This is a genomic window from Streptomyces sp. CB01881 (genome assembly GCF_002953255.1).
GTDB lineage: Bacteria > Actinomycetota > Actinomycetes > Streptomycetales > Streptomycetaceae > Kitasatospora.
In genome coordinates, this window is record NZ_CP026498.1 from 8927963 (window position 1) to 8953760 (window position 25798).

Genomic DNA, 25798 nt, shown 5'->3' on the forward strand with positions numbered 1-25798 from the left:
CCGGACGGCGGATACGAAGGAGCGGGGCCTCGGGGAGTACTACCGAAGGCTCCGAAGCATGACCGCGTATCGCGGCGAGTCGGGAAACGGCTGTCGATCCCCCACCTTGCGGTAGCCCCATGATTCGTACAGTGCTTGAACCTTCGGGTGCTCCGGATCAACCAGCAGCACCGCCAGGGCCTCGGGGCGGTCCGCCATCAGTGCGGAGTGCAAGCGCTCAGCGACACCGGTCTTGCGCCACCGCGGGCGCACCATCAGCTCAGAAAACGAGAACGTCGAATCCCGCTCCGGGGCAGGCACCACGTGTTCCCGCCACCACTCCCGGCCGGTACGCGCTGGCGCGCCGTAGGCAAACCCGATTGGTTCCTCACCATCGAAACCCACCACGCACGCGAAGCCGTCCAGCGCTGACCAGTGATCAACGAACCAGGGGAAACGTTGCACGAACGGATCTTCCATCTCGGCCGCGTAGGCGTCCGCATGCACGTTGATCAACAGCTCTCGGAGACCTGCGGGCAGTTCGCCGTGATGGTAGTGCCGTAGTTCGATCATGGTCGGTTCCATTCGTTGCGGAAACGGTCCGCCCACTCTCGCGCACTGGGGGTGGTCGCGGAAAGGGTCAACAGCTCGCGGTGAAAGTCGCCCAGGGCTGTCCGGACCCGGCCCGATAGAGCGGCACCGCCCATCAAGTCGATGACGCTTGTAGCGGTGTGCGCGGCAAGCGCAGCGTCACCCTGGCGGACCTGCGCGAGTGCAAGTCGAGCTGTGGCCAGTGCGCGATTGCGGCGAAACTGCTCCGGCAACGTGCCCAACGCCCGGTGCGACGCACCCTCGGCCTGTTCAGCGTTACCAAGCCGTTCGTAGACGATAGCCGTCAACACGTGTAGCTCCGCGGGACCGTAGAACGCTACCCAGGACGGCCGAGGTTGGTCCGTCGTCCGTTCTAGCGCCTCGCCGGCGAACCCAATCGACCGCAAGGCGGCCTGACGATCTCCGAGGTTTGCTAGCGACACCGCCACCCGTGCGTGCGCCAGGGACGCGAACAGCGGGTCGCGGCGGGTGGTTCGGCTTGCCTGGGCTGCCCGCGCGGCCGCTACCGCATCGCCATACCGCTTCTGACTGTTGCCGAGGATCGCAATCGAGTTCCACACCCGAAGTTGGGCAGTTGAGTCCCGCGCGAGACCGGCCAGTGTCGCGCACCGGTCTAGGTGTTGCCGGGCTTGGTCGAACGCGCGGCTATCAATGCACGACCAAGCAGCGGTAGCGGTGTAAGCGGCAGCAACACCGAACAGGCGCTGACGTACGCGTTCGCTCGCGGTGCCGTTCTGTTGCAAGTCGATAGCTTGCTGAGCGCCCGCGAGTGCAGCGCGTTCAAGTGCGACGTGTCCGCCTTGGTGGTCGTCCAAGGCATCCAGAGTCTGAAGCCCGGCGTTCGCTCGCTCAACGTCAGCAAGTCCAACGGTGCGACGACTGGCGAGCATCGGAGCAACCACCGCCGCAACAGCGGGCGGTCCGGCGGTGATGAAGGTACGGCGTCGCACAGGTTCCTCCGGCGGCGACGCGGGGCGCTGGCCCCGGGGGGTGAAGCCGAGTTGTTCGGCCGGGCAGTCGAATACTGCCTCTAACCCTGCCCGCTGCTTGGCGTTCGGCCACCCGGTCTTACCCGCCACCCAGTTGTGCACCGTGCGTTCGTTGCAGGTTCCGTACTGCCCCGACACGGACTCTGTGTGCTCGTTGATCCGGTGGGCTAACTCGGCGTGACTGATGCCCAGCTCTGCGATGGCCTGGCGGAGCGCGATGTTATCTCCCACGTGCTCACCGTAGCGCCGAGGTTACCGGCCGTGCAGACCAACGAGTAAAGGGACCTTCAAAACTTCCGGTGCGTGGCAGGCAAATGGTCGTGAGTTCTTCCTCACGGCGCCCCGCTCGGCAGTCGTTCACTGGTTAGGCCCACCGCGGAGCAGTCACCTGCGGCTCATCGGTCGGCCGACAAGTAGCCCATGCGAAGCCGATATGACTGGCGCTCAGTGACCAAAGAGGATGTTGAACCATGGCTGAGTCGCATCTCTCCCGCATTGCCCGGGAGCAGCAGCGAGAGGCGGACGAAGCGCGCGCCGAGATCCGGGAGGCGGCCGAGGAAGCCGGGTGCCCGCTCCCGGATCTCGCCGTGGAACCGGCGGATCCGCTAACCGGGGTGGCGCGGGTTGACCTCGGGATGGTTGAACCGAGGACGGCTGCCCGCCTCGCCGAGGTCATCCGGGCCGGGGTCGACGCCCTCGCCGCCGAGGACCGGCCCGAGGGCGTGGTGACGCACCTCTGGCCTCCAGCTGTCGGCGACCTGTTGGTGGACGTCGTACGGGACCTAGTCGGCGAGTTCCGCGGCAAGGACGACACGGGACGGTGGCTGCTCGTCCCGCCGGCTGGTGGCGAGCCATGGCGTGCGGACCCCGAGGCCGTTCGGGTGGCGGGCCCGATGGACCAAGTCCGGGCCGATTCCGCCCGAGCAACTGCGCGCAGTAATAAGAGAGTTGGGTAGATGAGCCTAGGAACCCTGCCGCGCCGCGAGATTGGGGTCCGTCGGATCTTCCGGTTCCTTAACTGGACGATTCGGCAGGATCACGACCGCAAGGCGGTGCACCTGTTCTACTGCGAGGGCGAGGAAGAGGACGGCACTCGATGCCGGGCCGATTCCGGCGAGCTGACCGACCTTGAAGCCGCCCGAGAGTGGACGTTCACCCATCTCAAGGAACGCCAGGATCACCGGAGCTTCGGGCAGCTCGCCTACGTGCCAATGGAGATGGTCCCCGAACAGGCGCCGGAATGATGCGCTTACGCCGAGCACAGATCCTCGCGGGTGCGGTGGTCGTCCTGGTGGCAGTTACGGCCGCTTCCGTTGTCCTGGTGGCGGTCAACCCCGAGCCGGCGGGCTACCGGCGCGCGCTGTTCTGTTGGGTGCTGGTCCTGGTGCTTATGGTCGGGGTGCCCATCGGGGCCGATCTCGCAGACTGGTTGACCCGGCGGGGACGGCTACGGATCAACGTCCGCCACGTCTCCGGCCCGCGAGAGGACCAGCCGTGACCATGACGACCATGGCCCCTGCCGTGCTGTCCGAGGTGGCCGCGGCAGCCCTGCCGACTCCGCCCCGAGAGCACGACGGTAACCAGTGGGTCACTGGTGATTGCTGGCTCTACTGCCGCCGTACATCGGTGCCGGTGCTGTGGCTCGGCCCTGTTACTGCTGCGGGCGGGATCTGCGCGCCGCTGGTTGCCTGCGCGGACTGCATTGCTGAGCTTCACCGGCGAGCGGTAAAAGCGGTGATCAGCCGTGACGCACCCGCGCCCGTTCGACGTGGCAGCGCTCGGCATGCCAGACGCCGATGGCGCGCGCCGTGGGTGCCGTGGGCCCGTCTTCCCGCGGTCGAGCCCGCCCCCTAGACCGCCCGCTCTGGTGTCCCATCCATGAGGCTCCCCCACCCATGGACCAGAGCGGGCCCGAATCTCCCGTCCCGGACTTTGGTTGAGATCCATTCCGTCCGGGGCGGGGCTCCACCCCTGCCGACAGGCAGGTGATCGCTGCACAACGGCGTGCAGCAGCGCTGTTCCCCGGTGGGGAGTTCGCAACCGGCGCACGGCCATCCGCCAGACGTGGACGGGTGCACCGGCACCGGTCCCGCCCCGCCCGGCCGACGGGATGCCCCGCGAGGGGTGAGGAACAGCGGACGGTCCGCCCTGGTCGCCACACGGAAGGATGACCAGGGCGGACCAATCTTCGGCAACGACCAGTGAGAGGGAACGCCCCATGACCGCGATCATGGAACCGCCCGTCAGTGCAGGACTCGCAATACCGCACATGATCGAGCTGGAGATCACCGGAAAGTGCCAACTCCAGTGTGCGCACTGCCTGTCCGACTCGGCGCCGAGTGTTCCGCACGGCGTGATGAAGCTCGCCGACTGGTACGGAGTGATTGACCAGGCCGCCGAACTCGGCATCGGAAAGGTGCAGTTGATCGGTGGCGAGCCGACCACCTTCCCCGGGTGGGCCGATCTGGTCGACCACGCTCTGAGCCGGGGTCGCGCGGTCGAGGTGTTCACCAACCTGTTTCACGTGTCCGCCAAGGGGTGGGCCGTGTTCGAGCGCCCCGGCGTCAGCCTCGCCACGTCGTACTACTCGCCGAATCCCGGTGAGCACGACCGCGTGACGCTGGTCTCCGGCAGCCACGAACGAACCCGGGCCAACATCGCGGAAGCGGTGCGGCGCGGTATCCCGATCCGTGCCGGAGTTGTGGGCGTCCATGACGGACAGCTCGAACAGCTTGCGGTTGAGGAACTGCGCGCCCTCGGCGTCCAACACGTCACGCTCGACTATGCCCGTGGCGTCGGACGGGCAGCAAAGTCGACGCCCACGGTCGGCGAACTGTGCGGAAACTGTGGCCGTGGCCGGCTCGCAGTCATGCCGGACGGCTCGGTGTCCCCGTGCGTGCTCGGCAGGTGGATGAAGCCCGGACACGCGAAGCAACCCGGGGGAATTCGGGCGGTGCTTGACAGCCCCGAATGGGCCGCCGTGGTGGCGAGCATCCCTGAACGCCGACCGGCCACCCTCGGGGGCTGTCCGCCGAACGACTCGAACGACTGCTCTCCGGCCAACTCCCCGGCCTGTAACCCCGCGTACGGGTTCGCCCCGGCATCCCTCGGGGGCTGCCCGCCGAACGACTCGAACGACTGCTCACCTGCCAACACCCCGGCCTGTAACCCGGCGTACGGTGTCGCTCCCGTTGCCGTGGCGCTCGGGGGTTGCCCGCCGAACGACAGTCAGACTTGCAACCCGGCAAACCCCGCCCCGTGCAACCCTGTTTTCGGCGTCTCCGAGCTGTAGGAGAAGGAACCCATGAACTGGGAGCACCACGCCGCCACCCTGGCGGAACGTGTCACAGACCCGGACTCGCGGTGGCGCGCTGCCGTGGCCAGCACACCCCGACACACCCTGATTCCGAACTGGTGGGAGCAGGGCCCCAACGGATGGACGCTGCACCGAGGCGAGGACGACCCGAAGCGGTGGGCGCGCATGGCCTACGGCGCCGAGTCGGCCGTGACCAGCGTGGGCGGACACCATGCGGACCACGGCAAGCCCGACCAGCACCCGACCGGACTCCCCACGTCGTCCGCCACTCTCGCCGCCCTGGTGGTGAAGATGCTCCGCCACGGGCGCATCGGCCCGGAACACGACGTGCTCGACGTGGGCACCGGAGCCGGCGGGCTGACCGCCTACCTGTCCCACCGAATCGGCGACCGTCGCGTTACGAGCGTGGACGTGGACCCGTACCTAGTCGACGTGGCCCGGGAACGGCTTGCCGCCCTCGGACTTAACCCGCGCTTCGCCGCCGTGGACGCGACGGGCCCGCTTCCGGGCGACTTCGACCGCATCGTGTCGACCGTGGGCGTCCGACCCGTCCCGGCATCGTGGCTCGCCGCTCTCCGGAAGGGGGGCCGCCTAGTCACCACCATTCGTGACACCGCGCTGATCCTCACAGCGTGGGGAGCCCCGGACGGTGGAGCGGTCGGCCACATCGAACGGGACTGGGCCGGGTTCATGGGCACCAGACACGGCGCGAACTACCCGCCCGGACCGGTCGAGCTGTTCAAGACCGCTCGCGAGTCCGACGGCGAGGTAGTGACCACTGGCCGCTACCCCGTGGCGGACGTACGGGACGGGTGGGAAGTTTGGTCGTTCCTGTCTGTCTCGGTGCCCGGAATCGAGTACGACTACGAGGAACGGGACGGACTCCGGACCGCCTTCATGGTCCATCCGGATGGGTCATGGGCTCGGGCCAGTGCCACCGGGTTCGGACCGCCGACCGTCCACCAGGGCGGCCCCCGCCGGCTCTGGGCCGAGTTGGAGCGCATCCGGACCCGCAGCATGGTCGAGGGCGGACTACCGCTGTACGGATGCGACGCCACGGTGACCCCGGACGGGGTGATGCATCTGTCCCGGGGACGGTGGTCGGCCACGGTCGACTGACGGCGGGCGGTAGCCTCAGACCAGGGCGCGGGCGCCTAACTCACAGACGATCCAATGCCTACCCGCGCCTCTCGGCCCCGTCCCGCTGGTGAACTCCGGCAGGGCGGGGCTACGTCGTGCGGTCTGCGACGAAGCTCCCCATCCCCGTCTCAGTCCGGATCAGCCCATCTTCGCGAAGCGACGCCGTGACCTTCTGAACGGTCGCACGCGCCACGCCGAAGTCTCGTTCAAGCTGCACCGCCGAAATCAGGTGGCCGGGCGGGTACTCGCCGCTTTCAATCTTGCGGACGATCTCATCGCGGATCTGTCGCCATTTGGGGCGGGTCGGGTCGAACTCCATGTGACGAAGGTAGCCGTCGGCGGTGGCTGACGGGAGTCGGGTGCTATAGGGGGCCATGGACAGGGGTAGGGACCCATAGTAAGGTCGGCTCAAAAGAAACCCGGCGACGAAGGCGGCTGGTACCCGCTTGTCCGTCCCGGGGATGGCCCTAGCTTTCTCGGAGCTAAGACATGACTCAGCTTATCGTCCTGGCCACTGTCTGGGTGCTGCGCTGGTTACTGCCGGCACGCGGGGAGCACCGCGCCCCCGACGCCCAGGTGCCCCCGACACCGCCCGTCATCTGCGGGTGGCGCAAGCCGTTCGGCGCTCATCTGCTCATCCGTACGATGCCGCTCTCGGAGCCGCCCCGACTTGTCCCCCGATACCTCGAAGCCTGGGAACAGACCCCGGACGGCGAGAAGACGGCCGTGCTTCAGCGGCAAGCAAAGGAACAGGCGCCGTGCTGGGAGAAGATCCGACAGCGGGAACGGCAGGCGGCGGCGTTCGCGGCTGAGGCTGGCTTGCCGGACCCGCTCCACTACCTGGGTGACGCGACAAACAAGAACCGCGTGCTCGTTGGGGCGGTGGCGTGATGGCCGAGGAGACGCCCGAGAAGAAGTCGTTCTTCTGCTGCCAATGCGGTAAGGAGACCGCCGATGGTGTGGTGGTCGGCATCGTGGACCGCGTGAGCGGCCCGTCGTACGTCCGCTGGGCGTGCCGAACCCCATGTACCCCACGGCAACCCCGCTAGCCCGGTCCTTCGCACATGACGAGTTCGGATGAACGGGTGATGCGACCGGTACCCCGGCGGGGTGCCGGTCGTTGAACCCGGCGTGCCGATATCTCGTTCACGTCGCTCACGGGTCCAGCGTCCACGTTTCGCCGTGGAGTTGACGCCCGTGGTGGAGAGGCGTCTGGGCGCTCTGCCCGCCTCTGCCGAGTTTCTGCGCCGGCTGGACCTGGCCGGGATCGTCGACGGGCTGTGCCCGATCCGCGAGGTCGCGCACCTCACCCACGGCCAGGTGATCGAGGTGATGATCGCCAACCGGCTGTCCGCCCCGGCACCGCTGGTCAGAGTGGGCGACTGGGCCCGGGAGTGGGCCGTGGAGGAGGTCTTCGGCATCGACCCCGGCCTGCTGGGCGATGACCGGCTCGCGCGCGCCCTGGACGCGATCGCCCCGCACCTGGACGAGCTGGTCGGCACGGTCGGCGCTCGGGCCATCACGGAGTTCGGCATCGACGTGTCCCGGATCCACTGGGACATGACCTCGATGTCCCTCTTCGGCGCCTACGAGGACCAGGACGAGCAGTTCCCACAGGTCAAGTACGGTCACCCCAAGGACCGCCGGGTCGATCTGAAGCAGATCCAGGCCGGCCTCGCGGTCAGCGGCGACGGCGGCGTCCCGCTCTTCCACCGCGTCTACGACGGCGGCGCGGGCGAGGTCGCCCAAGTCGTCGGCGCCATGAACGCCCTGCGCAAGATGGCCGACCGCAGGAACTTCCTCCTGGTCGCGGACTCCAAGCTGGTGTCCTACCCCAACGTCACCGCCCTGCTGGAGGCGAAGGTCGCCTTCATCGCCCCCGCCCCGGCCTCCAAGATCCCGGACAGGGTCTATGCCGCCTTGAACCTCGACGACGCGCAGGTCGTGGACTACGTCCCGGAACGCGACGCCGGCAAACCAGCCGACCAGCGGGAGGTCTACCACGTCCTGGAGGACACCCACACCATCACCGGCCGCCGCAAGAGCGACCCGGTGCACACCCTGCGCAGAATCCTGGTCCACTCCGCCGGCAACGCCCGCGGCCAGCAGGCCGCCCGCGCCAAACGCCTGGCCCGCGCCACCGAGGACCTGGACAAACTCCAACACGGAGCTGGCGGACGCTTCTACGGCACCGCCGAGAAGATCACCGCCCGGATCGGCGTCATCGCCAAGACCCGCCGCGTCGAGGACTGCCTGCGCACCACCGTCACCACCGACGAGGCCGGCCGCCCCGCCCTGGAATGGCACTTCGACCAGGACGTCCTGACCGCCCAGGCCGCCACCGACGGCTGGTACGCACTGCTGACCACCCTCACCCCCGAACAGGCCACCGCCGAACAGGTCCTACTGCGGTACAAGGGCCAGGCCGTAGTCGAACGCCGCTACCACGACTTCAAGGGCCCCCTCGCGGTGGCGCCCGTCTTCCTCCAGCACAACCGGCGCATCGCCGCCCTCATCACCGTGATCTGCCTGGCCCTGCTCGTGTTCTGCCTGATCGAACGACAGGTCCGCCAAGCCCTCGGCCCCGAACAGACCATGCGCGGCCTCTACCCCGACAACCGCGCCGTCCGCCCCACCGGCCGCATGATCTTCTACCACCTGGCCAGCCTCATGATCCGGCCCGGCACCGCCACCAGCCCACCCATCGTCCTCATCAACCGAGGAGTCCAAGCACACCTGCTCGAACTCCTCGGCATCGACGAAACCCGACCCCGCTGGCTGGAGACCTAAAACCCCATGTGCGAAGTCACCAGCTAGCCCCTCACAGCCCCGTCCGGGCCACTCCGGGCGGGGCATTCATTCAGCCTCTCTTGCTACGGGAAGAGGCAGCAGGCGAATGCCTGGAAGCACGGGGGTAGTCCGGCTCCCCTGGTCGTCGTGGTTCTCCTGAACGACACCCTCCGGGTCTCCGTCAGCGACGGCAGCCCGAACCTCCCCGAGCAGCGCGACTCCGCCGACCCCTACGAGCTCTCCGGCCGGGGCCTCCACCTCGTCCGCTGCCTCACCCACCGGTTCGGGAGCGACCCCAGAAAGTCCGGCAAATCCGTCTGGTTCGAGTGCGCCCTGAAAGCGCCTGGTTGTATTCCCGGCAGAGCCGGGAGGAATTCGGAGGATATTCCTGGGTCCAATGGCTTACCTGGCGCCGAAAGGCTAAGGGGACCGTAGCATGCCAGAGAAGCGGTGGCCGGGTCCAGATATCAGGGACGGTGCACCGCGGGACCCGCGCGATACGGCGAAAGCTGGATTGCCTGAACCCCAATCTCCAGTCGATTCAAAGACAGATCCGCCGGAAAGATATCCGAAACCGGCGCCGCTCCCTGCATCGGGCTTCGAACACCGATGTAACTCCGGGGAGCGGGACGATGTCCAGCGAGGGCATTCGAGGAGATGAGTGGGGCGCCTAAGTCGCGCTAGCACGTACGGCCAGGATGAACAGGGGATCACCTAAAGGGCGCGAGCCCCATGGTGACGGAGTGTCCATAGTAGTCGCAGGAGTCACGACCTGCCAAGGAGGACGGGAAAGCCGCCCACAGGGCCAAGGGACACAGGTGACCGGATATCAATGAGACCGGAAGGTATGCGTAATGCAGAGCGCCGAAGCGGTACTTGATATCCTCCGTGAACGCGGCAGGCGAGGCCTGCCGTGCAATGAGCTCTATCGACAGATGTTCAACCCGCAGTTGTATCTCATGGCCTACGGGCGCATCTACTCCAACAAGGGGGCGATGACGCCCGGGGCGACAGGGGAAACCGCCGATGGAATGTCGCTAGCGAAGATCGGGCGCGTCATCGACGCGTTGCGCCACGAGCGCCACCGATTCAAGCCGGTCAAGCGGGTCTTCATCCCGAAGAAGAACGGGAAGCGAAGGCCGCTCGGCCTGCCATCATGGACGGACAAGCTGGTCGGCGAGGTGATGCGCCTCCTGTTGGAGGCGTACTACGAGCCGCAGTTCTCCGACCACTCCCACGGTTTCCGTCCCCGCCGGGGCTGCCACACCGCTTTACGCGACGTGGCCCGCACCTGGACCGGGACCAGCTGGTTCATCGAGGGCGATATCGCCCAGTGCTTCGACGCACTCGACCATCGGGTGATGCTCGAAACACTGGCGGAGAAGATCCACGACAACCGGTTCCTGCGGCTGGTGCGCAACATGCTCAAAGCCGGATACCTGGAGGACTGGAAATGGAATGCCACACTGAGCGGCGCTCCACAGGGCGGTACTCTGTCGCCCATCCTGTCCAACATCTACCTGCACCGGTTGGACACCTTCGTCGAGAAGGTTCTCGTGCCGGAATACACCCGGGGAAAACTCAGGGCGAGGAACCCCGAGTATCGCAGGGTCGAAAGCGATATTCAGCGTGCCCGGAGGCGCGGAGACCGCGTCTCCGTACGCGTCTTGCACAAGCGGCTGCATTCTCTCCCGAGTCAGGATATGAACGACCCGGGATACCGTCGCCTGCGCTATGTGAGATACGCCGATGACACCCTCCTCGGGTTCGCCGGACCCAAGGCTGAAGCCGACGAGATCAAACAGCGCCTCGCCCAGTTCCTGCGTGACGACCTCAAACTGGAACTGTCCGAGGAGAAGACCCTGGTCACCCATGCCAGAACACAGGCTGCCAGATTCCTCGGCTACGAGATCAGGACCCAACGGGACGATGGAAGGTCCGAGCGGAAGAAGGGAAACCGGCGGCTACGCCGTTCGGTGAACGGAACCATCGCTCTCCACGTCCCGAAAGACGTGATCAAAGCCAAATGCGCGCCCTACCTGACGCGCGGAAAGCCCGCGCACCAGCCATCGATGTACAAGCACGACGACTACAATCTCGTCGGCATCTTCGGCGCCAGGTATCGCGGGATCGTCCAGTACTACCTGCTGGCCGGCGACGTCCACCGACTGAACCGGCTGCACTGGGTCATGCAGTCCTCGCTGCTGTGCTCCCTGGCGGACAAGCACCGCTCGACCGTGTCGAAGATGGCCCGCAAGTACAAGGCCACCATCGACTCCCCGGCTGGGCCACGCAAGTGCCTCCAGGTCAGTCTCGCCCGTGCCCCGAGCAGCAGGCCACTGGTCGCCCGGTTCGGCGGAATCCCACTCCGACGCAGAAAGGACGCGGTCCTCAAAGACCGCGACCCCGCCCAAGCAGTCTCCGCGCCACGCCAACGCGAGCTGGTCAAAAGGCTGTTGGCCGGGTTCTGCGAGCTCTGCGGAGCGACCGACAACATCGCGGTCCACCAGATCCGCAAGCTCGCTGACCTCGACCTCTTCGGGCAGGGACAACCCAACTGGGCCGCCCTCATGGCCAGGAGACGGCGGAAGACCCTCGTGGTCTGTCCAACCTGCCATGACGGCATCCACGTTGACTGCGCAAACACACCTCACGGAAGTCACTGGAGAGCCCGTTGCGATTAACGTCGCACGACGGGTTCGGGAGGAGGCCGCTGGGAAAAGGACCAGCTCACGCGCTGGCACCTCGCCCGGCGGCCCACCTCACGCTGCAGTTGGCGGCCGCCGCATGAACGACAACCGCGCCCCGATCGCGCCGGACGACCCCCGGATGCGGGCCTACACCGAGGTCCAGGTCATGGCTCTTCTCGCCGAACTCCACGAGCGGGGCAAGAAGTCGGGCATCGTCTGGCCCTCCGCCACCACCGACAGCATCGTGGACGGCCGCGTCCTCATCCGCTTCGGCAACGCGCCCGTCTCCACCCTCCTCAACCTGCTGAACCGCCTTCTCGACCACGAGAAGGCGGCCGAGCAGTGTCCGTCCTGACCCACCCCGGCGTCGCCCGCGCTCTCGTCGGCCTCGCCCTGTTCCTCCTCCTGCTCCTCGCCTTCGGGACCGTCGCCCTCGGCGCGGTGGCCACTCTGCGGATGCCCCGCCGCCCGGAGGGCGAGGACCTGGTGAACGCCCCCGCACAGGAGAACCGCCCGACCCGCGGCAAACGTGCCTGAGAAGCACTGAAGCCGCCCGGCTCTCAGCACCGGGCGGCCTCAACTGTCTTACGTCCGAGGTGCTTGCTACTCGGTCACCTTCAGGGCCAGCGTCCGGGCGCCGTACTCGGCCCCGGAGATCCGGTAGCTCACCTTCGTGTCGCCGAGCGGTGCGTACGCGGCCACGACGTAGAAGGCCTGGTACAGACCCTCCCCGTTCACGGTGATGGTGCGCTCGACCTCGCAGCGGGCGTCGTCGTCCCCCTCCCACACCATCTGGAGGACGCTCCCCGCCGTCAGCGTCCCCATCGCCGGGACCACCACCGTGACCTGGGCCATCCGCCCCAGGGCGAGCGCACCCTCCCACGCCCCCTCGACCAGCGGCGCCGGCATCAGGCGCTCCGCGTCGCTCACGGTGAGGCCGAACACCGCCCGGTCGTCGCCCCAGGTGGCCGTCACCTCCACCGCACCGGGCTCCTCGCCGGCGATGAGCTCCACGGCGGCGAACCCGTCCTCGTCGGCCTTGACCGTGACCGTCGCCCCGGCTGCCCCTGCCGCGCCGGCGAACGAAGCCGCTCCGGAGACCGTGAACGTCACCTCCGCGTCCGGCACTGGCATCTCGTCGGTGAAGGCCCGCACCCTCAGCGCGTCCGGGAACCGCGAACCGACCGGCATCGTCCAGTCGTCGCCTCCGGTGATCTGCACCCTGTCCACGGTCGTCACCCTGCGCCACCCCATTCTGCTGCTGCCGGTTCCTGCCGTTGCGTACGGATCATTTCATCCGGCAGGCATCGGACTGTCCGTCAGATACGCATATCGACCGGACGGGCGGGGTGGAGCGGAACGTTTCCAGCCACCCCGGGTGACTGAAACGATCACCCCTGCCCGCATAATGCTCACCAATGCTCCGCAGACGCTCCATCAGCGCAACCGCGGCTCTCGCAGCGCAAGCGGGCCGAGCGCGACCGGGCCTCTATCACCCCTGGGGGAAGCACACCGTGCGTCTTCGTCATGCCGTCGGCCTGAGCGCCGCCGTGGTGTCCGCCGTCGTCGGGCTGCCGTTGCCCGCCGTCGCGGCCGAGCCGCCTGCCGTCCTGTATGTCAGGAGCAGCAACGGCTTCTGCACCGACAGTGGTCCGGGCACCGAGGCCAGGCCGTTCTGCACCATCCAGGCCGCTGCGGACAAGGTCCAGCCCGGGCAGACCGTGGATGTCTTCCAGGGCGACTACCTGGAGGACGTGGTCGTCCGGCGGTCCGGCGAGCCCGGCAAGCCGATCACCTTCCGGGGCCGGGGCCGGGGGCGGCTCGGCAGGGCCGCGTTGCACAGCCAGCCGAGCATCGCCGGCCCGTCGCGGCTGCCGGTGCGGATATCGGGCCAGCACGACATCGTCTTCTCCGGCTTCGAGGTGAAGGGCTTCGAGCTCGACAACGTCAGCCGGGTCGAGCTCTCGGGCAACTGGATCGGGAAGTCGGACAGTGAGACCGTCCGGCCTGGTGTCAGTGTCACGGGTCCGAGCGAGCAGGTCACGGTCGAGCGGTCGGTCTTCCACGAAACCACGGGTGGTGGCGTGAAGCTCGGCGCGGGCGTCACCGGGACGAGGATCTCCGGGAACGACTTCGCGACGGTCTTCGGCGCGCCCGCCGTCTCCGTGACCGACGCGCCCGGCACGCTGATCACCAGCAACACCGTGCACTGGCAGTGGTCGACCGCGATCGCCATCGACCTGGCCGGCGCCTCCGATCACGCGACGATCGCCAACAACCTCGTGACCATGGGAACGGTCCAGGTGTCCGCCGCTTCGACGGCTGGGACCAGTGTCGACTACAACAGTGTGAGCTCGGCCTCGCCGGGGGACCTCTATCCCGCTTACAAGTGGGCCGACGTCTCGTACATGCGGGCCGCGGACCTGACTGCCGCGACGGGGCAGGGCAAGCACGATGGCGGCGCCTCCGTCCAGTTCGACAGTGCCTACTGGCCGCTGTCCGTCCCCCTGGTGAATCTCTTCGGCGCCGGCCACGGCTCAACCGACTCCGCCGATCCGCAGGCTCCCGGCGTACCCGCCACCGACCTGCTCGGGCACGGCGCCGTCGACCACCCGGACGTCGCCAACACCGGCCCGGCCGGCAGCTTCCGCGACCGCGGGGCGTACGAGATCGTCGGCCTCGACGACGTGCGGCTGGAAGCCAAGGGCACCGTGTACGAGCCCCCGACCGGCCCCGCCCCGTTCACTGTCGAGCTGAAGGCCACCGCCACCAACACCTGGCCGACGAAGCTCGCCTACACCTTCGACTTCGGCGACGGCACCGCGCCGGTCACCACGGCCGATGCGACGGTCCGCCACACCTACACCACCCCGGCCGAGTACCACCCGCAGGTCACCGTCACCGACGACCGCGGAGGCAGGGTCACCGACCGGCTGGAGTGGCCGGTGCGGGTGGGCGAGGACAAGCCGCTGACCGCCAGCCTCACGGTGGCCGCGGACAGCGGACGCGACCCGCTCGCCGTCACGGCGGACGTCACCGCGACGGCGAGCAGCCCGTGGCCGATCTCGAACCTCTCCTACGACTTCGGCGACGGCACGGCCCAGCCGGTCGACGGCTACGGCCCCGCCCACCACGTGTACGCCAGGCCCGGCACGTACACCGTGAAGGGCACCGTGACCGACGCGTCCGGTGCCACCGTGACCAGCACCGGCCAGGTCACCGTCGCCTACACCCCGTCCGGCTTCACCGCGATCGCGCCGACCCGCATCCTGGACTCCCGCGAGCCCGGGAGCCGCTACCCGCGCCTCGGTCCCGGCGAGACCATGGACCTCTACGTCCGCGGCCGCAGCACCGGCGCGACCGACATCGTGCCGCCCGGCGCCACGGCCGTCGTGCTGAACCTGACCGCCACCGGGGGCACCGCCAACAGCCACCTGGACGTCTACCCGTCCCACCTCGCCCGGTCGGCCACCTCGAACGTCAACTTCGGCCCCGGCCAGGACGTCGCCAACCTGGTGACGGTCCCGATCGGCCCCGACGGGCTGGTGGTGGTCCGCAACAACGCGGGCTACGTCCACACCGTCGCCGACGTCCTGGGCTACTTCAAGGGCGACAGCCCCGACCGCTTCACCTCCGTCGCCCCGGCCCGGCTGCTCGACACCCGGAGCGACGACAGCGCGCTCGGCCAGGGCGCCACCCGCCGGCTGAAGGTGGCCGGGGCCGGCGGCGTCCCGGCCAACGCCACCTCGGTGGTGCTCAACGTGACGGCCACGGAGTCCACCTCCACCGGCTTCTTCACGGTCTACCCGGCGGGCACCGCGCGCCCCGCCGCGGGTTCCAACCTCAACACCGTCCCGGGCCGGAACATCCCCAACCAGGTGGTGGTCCCGCTGGGGGCGGACGGCAGCGTCGAGCTGTACAACCGGGCCGGCCGTTCGCACGCCGTGGTGGACGTCTTCGGCTACTACAGCCCGGACGGCAAGGGCCTGTTCACCCCCGTCACGCCCACCCGGCTGCTCGACTCGCGCGACGGGTCTCCGTTCGGCCCGGGCTCGGTCCGCACGGTGGGCGGCGTCCCGGCCGGCGCGACCGCCGCGGCCGTCAACCTGACCGCGACCGAGACCACGACGCCCACCCACCTCACGGCCTGGGCCGGCGGCAGCGCCCGCCCAGGCACCAGCAACCTCAACGCCACCCCCGGGCTGGACGTCCCCAACCACACCACGATCCCGGTCGACGCCCAGGGCCGGTTCGACCTCGCCAACAACGCCGGGACGACGCACGTCGTCGCGGACCTCTTCGGCTACTACCGGAACCAGTAGCCGCCCGGCCGCACGGCGGCCCGAGGCCCGGCACCCCGTCCACGGGGTGCCGGCCCTCGGGCGTTGCGGGGCGTTGCGGGTTGTTCCGGGTCGTTGCCGGGTCCGTGAGGCCGCCCGCAAAAACTTTCGGACCGACCTGCAACCCGGCCCGGGGCCGGACGTCCTAGGAATGCCGGAGCGTCCGGAACTGCCAGTCCAGCAGCATTACTTGGGGGGAACCAAGCATGCGCGCCCGCAACACGACCACCTTCGCCGTCCTCACGGCCCTCGCCCTGACCGTTCCCGTTCTGGCCGTCTCGCCGGCCGTCGCAGCCCCGACCGCGGCGTCGGGCTGGTCCGACAGCGTCACCGACGCGGGCGGCTTCGTGGGCATGGCCCCGACCCGGATGCTGGACACCCGGACCGACAACACGCCCAACCACTCGCCCCGCACGCCGATCGGCCCCGGTGAGCACTACGTCGCCCTGCTGCAGGGCGACGTGATCCCGCACGGGGCGACGGCCGTGGTGGTCAACGTGACCGCCACCAACCAGACCGCCACGGGCTACCTCACGCTCGGAGGCGGCGTGCCCGCGGGCGGCGGAGCGCCCGAAACCTCCAGTCTGAACTTCATCCCCGGCCAGACGATCTCCAACCTGGTCACGGTCGCGCTCGGTCAGGGCACGGGCCGGCCCACGGTCGACATCTTCAACAGCGCCGGGAGGACCGACGTCATCCTCGACGTGGTCGGCTACTACCAGCCCGGCGCGGGCGACGAGTTCGCCCCGCTGACCCCGACCCGGGTCACCGACACCCGGACCGACAGCGCCGGTCCGATCGGAGGCCGCACGACCCGCTCGATCAAGGTCGCCCGCCCCGAACTCGGCACCGCGGACGCCCGCGCGGTGGTCCTCAGCGTCACCGCCACCGAGAGCACCGCGGACACCTTCGTGACGGTCTACCCCGGCGGTACGGCGCGCCCGGCCGAGGGCTCGAACATCAACGTCCCGATCCGGCGCAGCACCCCGAACCAGGTGGTGGTGCCGGTCGGCGAGGACGGGCGGATCAACATCTACAACAACGCCGGCGCGGTGAACGTCGTCGTCGACGTCGTCGGCTACTACGGTCCCTCGGGCACCGGCCTGTTCCGCGCCCTCAAGCAGCCCGTCCGGCAGTTCGACAGCCGCGTCGCCGGCCGCGCGCTCGGCTACTACGAGACGAGGCGGATCGCGGTCCTCTCGTCGGACGGCTCCACCCCCGACGTCGTGGCCGTCGAGACCAACGTCACGGCCACCAACGTCTCCACCCCCGGCCACCTCACGGTGTACCCGGGCCCGAACCGGCCGGACACCTCCAACCTCAACGTCGAGCCGGCGACGACCTCGGCCAACTCGGTGACCACCGGGCTGAACGGGGGCACCTTCTCCGTCTTCAACGCCGGCGGCCCGCTCGACCTGATCACCGACCTGACCGGCTTCTTCACCACCGGCTGACCCCCAGGGCGAAAGGCCTCCCCGACCGGCCGGGGAGGCCGCGCGGTCAGAGCCCCTGCGGGTGCTTGGAGAGCCAGTCCGCGTGCCGCTCGCGGAGCCGGTCGCGCTCCTCCGTGCTCGTGAGCAGGACGTCGGCGCCGCCGTCGTACGGGTGGTGGATGCGCTCCAACTCCGTGTCGGTGATCAGTACATCGGCGGCCACGTCGTTGGCCACGGCGCGCAGCAGTCCGTCCAGGCAGCCGCGCTGCCAGGCGCGCCGGACGGCGTAGAGGTGCTGGTAGGTGCGGAACTTCGGGTTCGGGTCGTCGCTCATGAGCAGGGTCTGCCAGTAGCCCGCGCGTGGCCGGTGCCGTGGCGCGTCGGGCCCGGTCGTCCACTTGGAAGTGACGACGTGGACGTCCCGCCCGGCGAACAGCTCGTCCAGGACGGTGTTGTAGCGCTCCAGGACGATGGCGTACTCGCCCTCGTCGCCGGGGTAGCGCTTCGACTTCGGCAGGCTGTGGAAGCGCACCCACACCTCCCAGTACGGGTTGCTGACCATGTGCCCGACCGGCGGGCTGGCGGGCCAGCGGCTCTGCCAGAGCGCGGTCAGCTCCGGCTGCGCGTCGCGGACCAGCCGCGGGAGGCTCACGCCGCCGGCCCGGTGGCCGCGTCGACGGTGGGACGGAACGGGTCGTTGTTCATCCGGGGAGTCTAGGGCGCTTCCGGCAGTGCCCGGGCCCGCCCGGTCGGCGGGGCCAGACCCGGGGCCGGAGGCGCACCCGTCCCGAATCCTCGTCAGGGGGCTGCCACATGAGCACGGGTCAACGGCGTTAAAGGGTTATGAGTCAAACACCGAGTGCGGACACACCGGCCGAGCCGGCGCCGCCCGACTTCCCGGCGTTCGTGGTGTCCCGGGGCCGGCACCTGCAGCGGACCGCCTTCCTGCTCACCGGCGGCGACGCCCACCTGGCCGAGGACCTCGTCCAGGAGGCGCTCGGCCGCGTCTTCATGAAGTGGCGCAAGGTCTCCCGCCTCGACAACCCGAGCGGGTACGCGCAGACCGTCCTGGTCAACACCTTCCTGTCGTACCGCAGGAAGCGCAGCAGCTCCGAGCGGGTCACCGACAGCGTGCCCGAGACCGCCGTGGACGGTCCCGACCCGGCGCTGCGGCTGACGCTGCTGAGGGCGCTCGGCGAGATACCGGCGCAGGACCGGGCCGTGCTGGTGCTGCGGTTCTGGGAGGACCGCAGCGTCGAGGAGACGGCCGCCGCACTGCGTCTGAGCAGCACGGCCGTCCGCTCGCGCAGCAGCCGGGCGCTGGCCCGGATGCGCGCCGCGCTCGGCACCGACCTCGCCACGGCCGGGCCCGGCCGGGAACCGAACGCTCCGACCAGTGAGAAGGCGGTTGTTCGCCATGACCTTTGAGGACGATTTCGCCGTGACCCTGCGCGCCGCGGCGGACCTGGCGCCGGACCCGGCCCTGTACCGGCTCGTCGCCGACGCCGAGCGGCGCGCCCGGGTCCGGCGCAGCCGGCGGCTGGCGGCCGTGGCCGGCGGGCTGGCCGTCGTGGTCCTGGTCGTCGGGAGCTTCGCGGCCTTCGGCGGCGGCGTCGGGGCGGACGACGTCCGCCCGGCCACCGAGCCGGTGCGGCCGATGACCTCCGCAGAGGTGGTGGAGCTGGTCACCTCGCTCCTGCCGCAGGGCAAGGTCAGGTTCGAGCGCGTCGAGACGCCCGGTGTGCCCGGTCCCACCGGCGACAGGTACCGGACCGACGGCGGGCTCTACCTCGACGACGGCAAGGGGGAGAGCATCATCCACTACACCGTCGACCGTACCGAGCTGACCCCGGACGCCGCCGCCGTCTGCATGGACTCGTTCAGCACGCCGCAGGACTCCTGCGAGCGCACGACGGGCTCGGACGGCTCCGCGCTGGTGATCGACAAGTTGCGGGACAGGTCGGACGAACGCCTCCGCGAGTGGCGCGCGACCTGGGCGTCGGCGGACGGCCGGCGTGTGCAGGTCTTCGAGTACAACGGGCAGCGGGAGAACACCAACCGGGAGAACCCGCCGCTCGACGCCGACCAGCTGCGCGCCCTGGTCACCGCGCCGGCCTGGGACCGGGTCTTCGACGCGCTGCCGGCCCGGGAGAACCCGCCCAAGCCGCCGACCCCGGAGCCGGGCCCGAAGGCCGAGGAGCTGCTCGCGAAGCTCGTCCCGCTGCTTCCGCAGGGCGCGGTGCCGTCCGGGCAGGACGGTAAGAGCGACCCGCACCTCACGGTGACGTACGAGGGCCGCACCAGCATGCTCACGTTGAACGTCACCCAGCCGGGCAAGCGGGGGCAGCAGGACAAGGAGTACGCCGGGTCGCCGGGCTCGGCCGGACCGCTGGCGGTGCGGGAGCAGCGGGCCGACGGCAGCCTGGTCGTCACCAACAGCTTCGGGAACGGCAAGACGGCGACCGAACCGCTCCTGCACTGGTCGGCGGCGGTCTACTACGCGGACGGCCGGAAGATCGAGATCTTCGAGCAGAACGGCGAGAACGGCTACACCGCCCGGCCCGGCCAGCCCGCGCTCAGCCTCGAACAGCTCAAGGCGATCGTCACCGCCCCCTCCTGGCGTTCCTGAGCCCGTGGGCCTCGCGCCGCCGCTCAGGGGACGGCGGCGCGGGGCCTACCGTCCGTCGCCCGCGAGCGCCGCCCCGACGGCGGCCTCGGCGTGCAGGCGGGCCGTCGGGAAGAGCGGGACGGGGCTGTCCCCGACGCCGACCAGCAGCTCGATCTCGGTGCAGCCGAGGATCACGCCCTCGGCGCCGGCGGCGACCAGCTCCTCGATCACCTGCCGGTATCCGGCGCGCGACTCCTCGCGGACGACGCCCAGGCAGAGCTCCTCGTAGATGACCCGGTGGACGAGGGCGCGTCCGGCCGCGTCGGGGACGAGGACGGTGAGGCCGTGCGCCTCCAGCCGGCCGCGGTAGAAGTCCTGTTCCATCGTGAACGCCGTTCCCAGCAGGCCGACCCGGCGCAGGCCGGCGGCCCGGACGGCGTCGGCGGTCGCGTCGGCGAGGTGGAGCAGCGGGACGGAGACGGCCGCCTCGACCTGGTCGGCCACCCGGTGCATGGTGTTGGTGCAGATCAGCAGCAGTTCGGCGCCGGCCGCCTCCAGCGAGCTCGCCGCGTCGGCGAGGAGCTCGCCGGCCTCCGTCCAACGGCCCTCCGCCTGGAGGCGTTCGACGGCGGCGAAGTCGACGGAGTAGAGCACCAGCCGGGCGGAGTGCAGGCCGCCGAGGCGCTCGCGGGTGAGCTGGTTGAGCGTCCGGTAGTACTCGGCGGTGGACTCCCAGCTCATGCCGCCGATCAGGCCCAGTGTCTTCATGGGCACATATAAACACTTCCTTGATGGACGAGTAAAGCCATAAGGATTCCTTTTAGCCTCTATGCTGTCCTCCGCTTCGAGCACGAGGGGGAGAGCGGCGCATGGGTGGGACGACGGGCGTGACGCAGGGGCAACTGGCGGCTCTGGCGCGGGCGGCGTACGGGGCCGGGCGGCGGCTCGACGGCGTCGAACGGCTGCGGGGCGGGAGCAAGAAGGGCGTCTACCGGCTCGCGTTCGACGACGGCGGGACGGCGATCGCGTACGTCTGGGGCGACGCCGAGAACTACTGGCCCGGCGCGGTCGCGGACGACGCCGACCCGCTGGCGCACGCCTCCGGACTCGACCTCTTCGAAGCCGCGCACCGGCGGCTGACGGCCGTCGGCGTGCGGACACCGCGCCTGCACCTCGCCGACCGGAGCGGGGACCACGTCCCTGCGGACGCCGCGGTGGTCGAGGACGTCCCCGGCGAGAACCTCGAAACACTCCTCGACCGCGACCCGCGCGCGGCGCAGCCGGTCCTGGCCCGGCTCGGCCACACCCTCGACGTGCTGCGCGGCAACGGCGGCACGGCGGCCTACGGCAAGCTCGCGCTGCTCGACAACGGCGGTACGTCACGGGGTGGTTCCTGCGAACAGCTGGTCCACGACCGGGCCCTCGCCGACCTCGCCGAGGCGGCCCGCCGGGACGCGCGGATCGCCGCCGCCCGCGACCGGCTCGCGGCCCTGCTGCACACCCGGTACGCGGCGGTCCGCCCGCGCACCCGGTACGGGCTGGTGCACGGCGAACTCGGGCCCGACCACGTGCTCGTGGACACGGCCGGCGAACCGGTGCTCATCGACATCGAGGGGCTGATGCACTTCGACCCCGAATGGGAGCACGCCTTCCTCCGCATCCGCTTCGGCACCCACTACCACCACCTGCACACCGAAGACCTCGACCAACACCGCCTCGCCCTCTACGCGTTGGCGATGCGACTCTCCCTCGTCGCCGGCCCGCTGCGCCTGCTCGACGGGGACTTCCCGCACCGCGACGCGATGCGGGCGATCGCGGAGTACAACCTGGGGGAGGCGCTGGCGCTTGTGTTCCCGTAGGCGGCTGAGATCGGTCCCTGATCAGACCGTGAAGAGGCGGAGCTTGACTCCGATGGAGTCGGCCAGGTGGGTCAGGTCATCCGGGTCGCTGGTGACCACGGCGGCCTGGTGCTGGACGGCGGTTGCAACGACGATCGCATCGACGACGTCCGACGTTCCCGAGGCGCCGCAGGCGATGCCGGCGGCGCGGCCGATGCGCTGGTCATCGGGAAGGACATCGCAGCCCTTGAGTACTCGCGAGATCTGGTGCTGAGGTCCACCTCGCCAGGCCTGCGCGAGGACGACCACGGGAACGATCGGCCTGATGTGTGCAGCGGTCAGCTCGTCGTGCAGTGCCAGGAAGTCGGGGTTACGGCGCTCGGCGGCCAGGAGCGCGCCGGTGTCGTAGACGATGGTGCGCACTACCCGACCGCCGACCAGGGCTCGTCGTCCAGGAGCCCGGCCTCCAGGAGGAACTGGCGGGCCCGCTGTCGTGACTCCTGGGGCAGCTTGCCGTGCTCGCTCTCGTACTCCGCAACGAGCTCACGCGCGGCGGCGCGACCCTGTGCGTGAAGAGCGGCGACCTGAGCCTTCTCGACGGCGGCCTCCGCCAGCCAGGCGGACACCGGCTTGCCCTCTTCGGCCGCTGCTGCCTTGATCGTCTCCTCGACCTCCGGCGGAACCGAGATCGACAGTTTCCGTGCGGTCATGCCTCCACGGTAGCGCATGGTAGGAAGTCGTTCCTACCGTTTTACGTGACGTGGGTGGTGGCTTGTCAATCGCTCTCCCGGGGGATCTGCTGCTGCCAGTCGCGGGTGAAGACGACGTCGCCGGCTTCGAGGGCGGTCAGCCGGGTGTGGGCGAGGAAGTGGGTGGGGGTGCAGCGGAGTTCGGTGCGGGTCTGGAGGGTGATGTCCCAGCCGATGGCGGGGCGTTCGAGGCGGACGGTGCGGTCGGTGCGGGCCTGGGCGCTGGTGGGGGTGGCGGTGAGGATGCGGTAGGCGGTGACGGTGTGCTCGTCACGGACCAGGCCGTCGGGGTGGGTGCGGGTGCCGTCGGCGGCGGGGGAGAGCTCGGTGCGCCACTCGTGGCGGGCGATGTCGTGGATGGTGAGGCGCTCGGGGCGGGCGGTGAGGGGCTCGGTGGTGTGGACGGGGGGCGGGAACGGGAGGGTGGGGGAGGCGAAGGTGACGGGGGCGGCGCCGGAGTCGGCGGCGAGGTGGCGGACCGGGAGCGTCAGCGTGCTGTGCGACGGGTCGAGGCCGAAGCCGGCGGGGTCGGGGTCGGGCCAGAGCCACGGCCAGTAGGCGGAGGAGAGGGCGAGCCTCAGCCGGTGGCCGGGCGGGACGGTGGTGCCGGCGGCGGCGAGCTCCACGGTGGCGTCCGGCTCCGACGGGGAGGTGACGAGGGCGCCGCGGGTGAGCAGGACGGAGGTGCCGTCGGGGGCGACGTCGCAGAGGCGGGCGACGACCAGGCCGGGGGCGGGCGAGGGGCGCAGGCGCAGCCGCAGGGACGGCGTGCCGAGGAGTTCGAGCGGCTCGGGCAGGGGCTGGGAGTCGAAGCAGACGGAGCGCCCGTCCTCCTCCCGCTGGTCGGGCGGCTGGTCGGCGGGCCGGCCGGCCGGGACGTAGGCGCCGGCGTTGAGCCCGGTGTGCTGGGGGGAGCGGACCTGGACGTGGCGGTCGTCCGAGGCGGTGCCGGCGGTGCGCAGCGGGCCGTCGAGGCCGTAGTGGATGTCGCGGACGTCGGGGGAGGGCCAGGCCTCCTCGCCGGTCCAGCGGGTGCTGATCCAGCTGCGCAGGACGGGGGTCTTGAGGGCGCCGGCGTCGATGTCCCGGAGCCAGTGGTCCCACCAGCGGAGGGTCTCGGGGAGGATCTCGTCGGGCAGGCCGTGCGGCCAGGGCCCGAGGACGGCACGGACCGGGACGGCCCCGGAGGCGAGCAGGCGCAGCAGCAGCGCGCAGGACGGATCGCCCCAGCCGGCGACGGCGAGGGTGGGAACGGCGGCGGTGGCGGGCGGGTCGTCGGGCGGGGCGTCGGCGAGCCAGCCGGGGAAGGGCGGTTCCAGGGAGGCGAGCCGCTCCTGCCACCGGGGCCGCCAGTCGTCGCCGAGGTACTGCGGGTCCGGCGGGCGGGCCGCGTCGGCGAGGTGGGCGGTGGCGCGGGCGTGCAGGTCGGCGGCGGGGACGGCGCCGCCGGGGCGCAGGCCGGTCTCGGGGCAGGCGGCGACCACGGCGTGGACGGCGTCGGGGGCGTGGGCGGCGAGCCGCAGGGCGGTGGCGCCGGCGGGGCCGGTGCCGAGCAGGCCGATCCGGCCGCTGCACCAGGGGCGGCCGGCGAGCCAGGCGAGGACGGCGGCCCCGTCCGGGAGGTCGGTGGCGTCGCCGGGGGTGCCGCCGGAGTTGCCGTGGCCGCGCCGGTCGACCCGGGCGGAGGCGTAGCCGTGCCCGGCGTACCAGGGGTGGCGGCGCGCGTCGTCGGAGGCGGTCCAGTCGGTGAGGCGTCCGGCGGAGTACTCCAGTAGGGCGGGGACGGGGTCGTCGGTCACCGGGCGCCAGAGGCGGGCGTACAGCCCGGTGCCGTCGGGCAGCGGGACGCGCAGGTCCTCGCGGATGGTGCGGTAGGGGTACGAGGGCATGGCCGCTCCCATCGGGTCCCGGGAGTCCCGGGTCGGCGGGGAGCCCGGCTGGGGCGGGTCCCCGCTCGGCGGGCCACGGTGCGGGGCGGGCCGGGTGGGCCCGCCCGCGCCGCAGGCGTCAGCATTCCGACCCTAGGGGAGGATGCCGCCGATTTCCTGGTGAGCCGGAGCGGGCCCGGGCGTCACGCCCGGCCGGGCCCCGGAGCCCGGCCCAGGCGAGGCCCGGCGACCGGGCCCCGCCGAGGCCCGGTGCCGTGCTCTGACGGGCCCCGGTGTCACGCCTTGCTGAGCCAGGAGGTGGCGTTGAGCGCGAGGGCGGCGTCGGTGCCGGCCGGGTCGTTCCAGCCGTTGTAGAGGGTGTTGCCCGACTGTCCGGTGCCGTCGTCGGCGGGGGAGCTGTCGCCCCAGATCGCGACGCGGCCGGAGCCGTAGCCGCTGGTGACGAAGAAGGCGCCGGTGTTGCCGCTGTAGCCGGTGCGGTAGAGCAGGCCCTTGACCGACGGGTTGTCGGCCGGCTTGAGGGTGAACGTGGTGCCGGCGCGCAGGATGGAGCCGGTGACGGTGCCGAAGGGGCCGTGCAGCACCGGGTCGGCGGCGTCGTTGACCGCGCGCGGGTTGTCGGTGGAGATGTTGAGCAGGTCGACCGAGAAGCCGAAGGGGTCGTTGTTGTTCACCCCGTTGTTGGTGAGCAGGTCGTTGATGATCTTGGGGGAGTCCCAGCCGTCGTTGTTGCGGTCGCTCTGGTTGTGGTCGGAGATCAGGAAGAGCCCGCCGCCGTTCTGGACGAAGCGCATCAGGGCGGACTTCTCGGCCGTGCTGAACCGGATGTTCGGCTCGGGGATCACGAAGGTGTCGAAGTTGGCGAGGTCCAGCGCGGCGCCGGTGCCGTAGCTGATGGTGTTGCCGGCCGGGAGGGTCTTGAGGCTGTACTGGCCGGTCTTCTGGAGGGCGACGCCCCACGCGGAGAGGGCGCCGGTCCAGCTCTTCTCGGTGGTGGGGTTGGCGTTCTGGGCCAGCGGGTCGGGCTGGGCGGTGGAGATGATCCAGTCGGCGTTGCCGGCGGTCTCGCCCTTGCTGTTGTCGAACAGCACGCGGTGGGGGGTCGCGCTGACGGCGGTGGCGGCGGTGGCCGGGGCGGTCGCGGCCGAGGGGGTGGCCGAGGCGGTGGGGGCGAGGCTGGTGAGGCCCGCCGCGAGGAGAGTCGAGGCGGCCAGGGCAGCGGCCGTTCGAATGCGGATCATTTGCCGTTCCTCCGTGGGGAGTTGAGGTGTCGGCGCCCGAGTATTCGCGCGTAGAACCTGAGTATCCGCGCGTAGACGCGCAGGTGAAAGGTTTCGGAGGTTACGGGTGTTTGTACGGTGCATGACGATCTTCGGGAGGGCGTACGCGCTTCCGGAACGCACCCCTTCGCGCTCCCGTGCACCG

23 protein-coding genes and 1 pseudogene are annotated in these 25798 nt (G+C 70.2%); 14 read left to right on the forward strand and 10 right to left on the reverse strand.

Annotation, left to right across the window (positions count from 1 at the left end; genetic code table 11):
• Positions 1 to 39: 39 nt before the first annotated feature.
• Together C2142_RS29070 and C2142_RS29075 are read right to left on the reverse strand one after the other, a co-directional pair.
• Positions 40 to 564 (reverse strand): GNAT family N-acetyltransferase, encoded by a 525-nt coding sequence (locus C2142_RS29070; RefSeq protein ID WP_148645681.1) that lies wholly within the window; start codon positions 562 to 564, stop codon positions 40 to 42.
• The gene (locus C2142_RS29075) at positions 549 to 1811 is read right to left on the reverse strand and encodes an XRE family transcriptional regulator (protein WP_148645682.1); all 1263 of its coding nucleotides are present in this window, start codon (positions 1809 to 1811) and stop codon (positions 549 to 551) included. The genes C2142_RS29070 and C2142_RS29075 overlap by 16 nt, the downstream gene beginning before the upstream one ends.
• Before the next feature lie 239 nt (positions 1812 to 2050).
• On the opposite strand from C2142_RS29075, the gene C2142_RS40510 reads away from it, so the two are divergent.
• From C2142_RS40510 to C2142_RS29095, 4 genes are all read left to right on the forward strand, one after another.
• Positions 2051 to 2536, forward strand: a complete 486-nt coding sequence (locus tag C2142_RS40510; RefSeq protein ID WP_241002839.1) for a hypothetical protein — start codon at positions 2051 to 2053, stop codon at positions 2534 to 2536.
• Positions 2537 to 2824 (forward strand): hypothetical protein, encoded by a 288-nt coding sequence (locus C2142_RS29085; protein WP_148645683.1) that lies wholly within the window; start codon positions 2537 to 2539, stop codon positions 2822 to 2824.
• 1025 nt (positions 2825 to 3849) lie between these two features.
• A complete protein-coding gene (locus C2142_RS29090; RefSeq protein WP_241002840.1) occupies positions 3850 to 4872 on the forward strand; it encodes a radical SAM protein in 1023 nt (340 codons plus the stop codon).
• A gap of 12 nt (positions 4873 to 4884) precedes the next feature.
• The gene (locus C2142_RS29095; protein ID WP_148645685.1) at positions 4885 to 6015 is read left to right on the forward strand and encodes a methyltransferase domain-containing protein; all 1131 of its coding nucleotides are present in this window, start codon (positions 4885 to 4887) and stop codon (positions 6013 to 6015) included.
• A gap of 109 nt (positions 6016 to 6124) precedes the next feature.
• On the opposite strand, the gene C2142_RS29100 is transcribed toward C2142_RS29095, so the two are convergent.
• Positions 6125 to 6355, reverse strand: a complete 231-nt coding sequence (locus tag C2142_RS29100; protein WP_148645686.1) for a GntR family transcriptional regulator — start codon at positions 6353 to 6355, stop codon at positions 6125 to 6127.
• Positions 6356 to 6525: 170 nt separating this feature from the next.
• Here C2142_RS29100 and C2142_RS29105 point away from each other — a divergent pair, with 170 nt between their 5' ends.
• The 5 genes from C2142_RS29105 (at position 6526) to C2142_RS29125 (ending at position 12053) form a co-directional block, all read left to right on the forward strand.
• Positions 6526 to 6927, forward strand: a complete 402-nt coding sequence (locus C2142_RS29105) for a hypothetical protein (RefSeq protein ID WP_148645687.1) — start codon at positions 6526 to 6528, stop codon at positions 6925 to 6927.
• A gap of 306 nt (positions 6928 to 7233) precedes the next feature.
• Positions 7234 to 8826, forward strand: a complete 1593-nt coding sequence (locus tag C2142_RS29110; protein WP_241002841.1) for an IS1634 family transposase — start codon at positions 7234 to 7236, stop codon at positions 8824 to 8826.
• A gap of 854 nt (positions 8827 to 9680) precedes the next feature.
• Positions 9681 to 11510: a reverse transcriptase/maturase family protein gene (locus C2142_RS29115; protein WP_174315765.1), complete on the forward strand. Its 1830-nt coding sequence runs from the start codon at positions 9681 to 9683 to the stop codon at positions 11508 to 11510.
• A 103-nt stretch (positions 11511 to 11613) separates the two neighbouring features.
• Positions 11614 to 11871, forward strand: a complete 258-nt coding sequence (locus tag C2142_RS29120; RefSeq protein ID WP_148645688.1) for a hypothetical protein — start codon at positions 11614 to 11616, stop codon at positions 11869 to 11871.
• Positions 11859 to 12053 carry a hypothetical protein gene (locus C2142_RS29125; RefSeq protein ID WP_148645689.1) on the forward strand — a complete coding sequence of 65 codons (195 nt, stop codon included), beginning with the start codon at positions 11859 to 11861 and terminating at the stop codon, positions 12051 to 12053. Before C2142_RS29120 ends, C2142_RS29125 begins: the two co-directional genes overlap by 13 nt.
• A 66-nt stretch (positions 12054 to 12119) precedes the next feature.
• On the opposite strand, the gene C2142_RS41715 is transcribed toward C2142_RS29125, so the two are convergent.
• Positions 12120 to 12746 carry a hypothetical protein gene (locus C2142_RS41715; protein ID WP_148645690.1) on the reverse strand — a complete coding sequence of 209 codons (627 nt, stop codon included), beginning with the start codon at positions 12744 to 12746 and terminating at the stop codon, positions 12120 to 12122.
• 284 nt (positions 12747 to 13030) lie between these two features.
• On the opposite strand from C2142_RS41715, the gene C2142_RS29135 reads away from it, so the two are divergent.
• Both C2142_RS29135 and C2142_RS29140 read left to right on the forward strand, forming a co-directional pair.
• On the forward strand, positions 13031 to 15838 hold the full coding sequence (locus C2142_RS29135; RefSeq protein WP_148645691.1) for a PKD domain-containing protein: 2808 nt from the start codon (positions 13031 to 13033) through the stop codon (positions 15836 to 15838).
• Between the two features lie 224 nt (positions 15839 to 16062).
• Positions 16063 to 17310 (forward strand): hypothetical protein, encoded by a 1248-nt coding sequence (locus C2142_RS29140; protein ID WP_148645692.1) that lies wholly within the window; start codon positions 16063 to 16065, stop codon positions 17308 to 17310.
• Positions 17311 to 17356: 46 nt separating this feature from the next.
• Here C2142_RS29140 and C2142_RS29145 read toward each other — a convergent pair whose 3' ends face one another.
• Positions 17357 to 17941, reverse strand: coding sequence for a hypothetical protein (locus C2142_RS29145; protein ID WP_241002842.1), 585 nt, complete (start codon positions 17939 to 17941; stop codon positions 17357 to 17359).
• Positions 17942 to 18132: 191 nt separating this feature from the next.
• Between C2142_RS29145 and C2142_RS29150 the strand changes: the two genes are divergently transcribed.
• Together C2142_RS29150 and C2142_RS29155 are read left to right on the forward strand one after the other, a co-directional pair.
• Positions 18133 to 18717, forward strand: coding sequence for a SigE family RNA polymerase sigma factor (locus C2142_RS29150; RefSeq protein WP_148645693.1), 585 nt, complete (start codon positions 18133 to 18135; stop codon positions 18715 to 18717).
• Positions 18707 to 19918: a hypothetical protein gene (locus tag C2142_RS29155; protein ID WP_148645694.1), complete on the forward strand. Its 1212-nt coding sequence runs from the start codon at positions 18707 to 18709 to the stop codon at positions 19916 to 19918. Before C2142_RS29150 ends, C2142_RS29155 begins: the two co-directional genes overlap by 11 nt.
• Positions 19919 to 19963: 45 nt before the next feature.
• Here C2142_RS29155 and C2142_RS29160 read toward each other — a convergent pair whose 3' ends face one another.
• On the reverse strand, positions 19964 to 20665 hold the full coding sequence (locus tag C2142_RS29160) for an aspartate/glutamate racemase family protein (RefSeq protein ID WP_148645996.1): 702 nt from the start codon (positions 20663 to 20665) through the stop codon (positions 19964 to 19966).
• Positions 20666 to 20766: 101 nt separating this feature from the next.
• Here C2142_RS29160 and C2142_RS29165 point away from each other — a divergent pair, with 101 nt between their 5' ends.
• Positions 20767 to 21756, forward strand: coding sequence for a phosphotransferase (locus C2142_RS29165; RefSeq protein WP_174315766.1), 990 nt, complete (start codon positions 20767 to 20769; stop codon positions 21754 to 21756).
• 21 nt (positions 21757 to 21777) lie between these two features.
• On the opposite strand, the gene C2142_RS29170 is transcribed toward C2142_RS29165, so the two are convergent.
• The 4 genes and pseudogenes from C2142_RS29170 to C2142_RS29185 all read right to left on the reverse strand — a co-directional run.
• A complete protein-coding gene (locus tag C2142_RS29170) occupies positions 21778 to 22158 on the reverse strand; it encodes a PIN domain-containing protein (RefSeq protein WP_148645695.1) in 381 nt (126 codons plus the stop codon).
• Positions 22158 to 22445 carry a DUF1778 domain-containing protein gene (locus tag C2142_RS29175; RefSeq protein WP_148645696.1) on the reverse strand — a complete coding sequence of 96 codons (288 nt, stop codon included), beginning with the start codon at positions 22443 to 22445 and terminating at the stop codon, positions 22158 to 22160. Before C2142_RS29175 ends, C2142_RS29170 begins: the two co-directional genes overlap by 1 nt.
• A 65-nt stretch (positions 22446 to 22510) precedes the next feature.
• Positions 22511 to 24373: a CocE/NonD family hydrolase gene (locus C2142_RS29180; protein WP_148645697.1), complete on the reverse strand. Its 1863-nt coding sequence runs from the start codon at positions 24371 to 24373 to the stop codon at positions 22511 to 22513.
• Positions 24374 to 24651: 278 nt separating this feature from the next.
• Positions 24652 to 25614: pseudogene (locus C2142_RS29185) on the reverse strand (hydrolase); the annotation flags it as partial.
• Positions 25615 to 25798 lie beyond the last annotated feature (184 nt).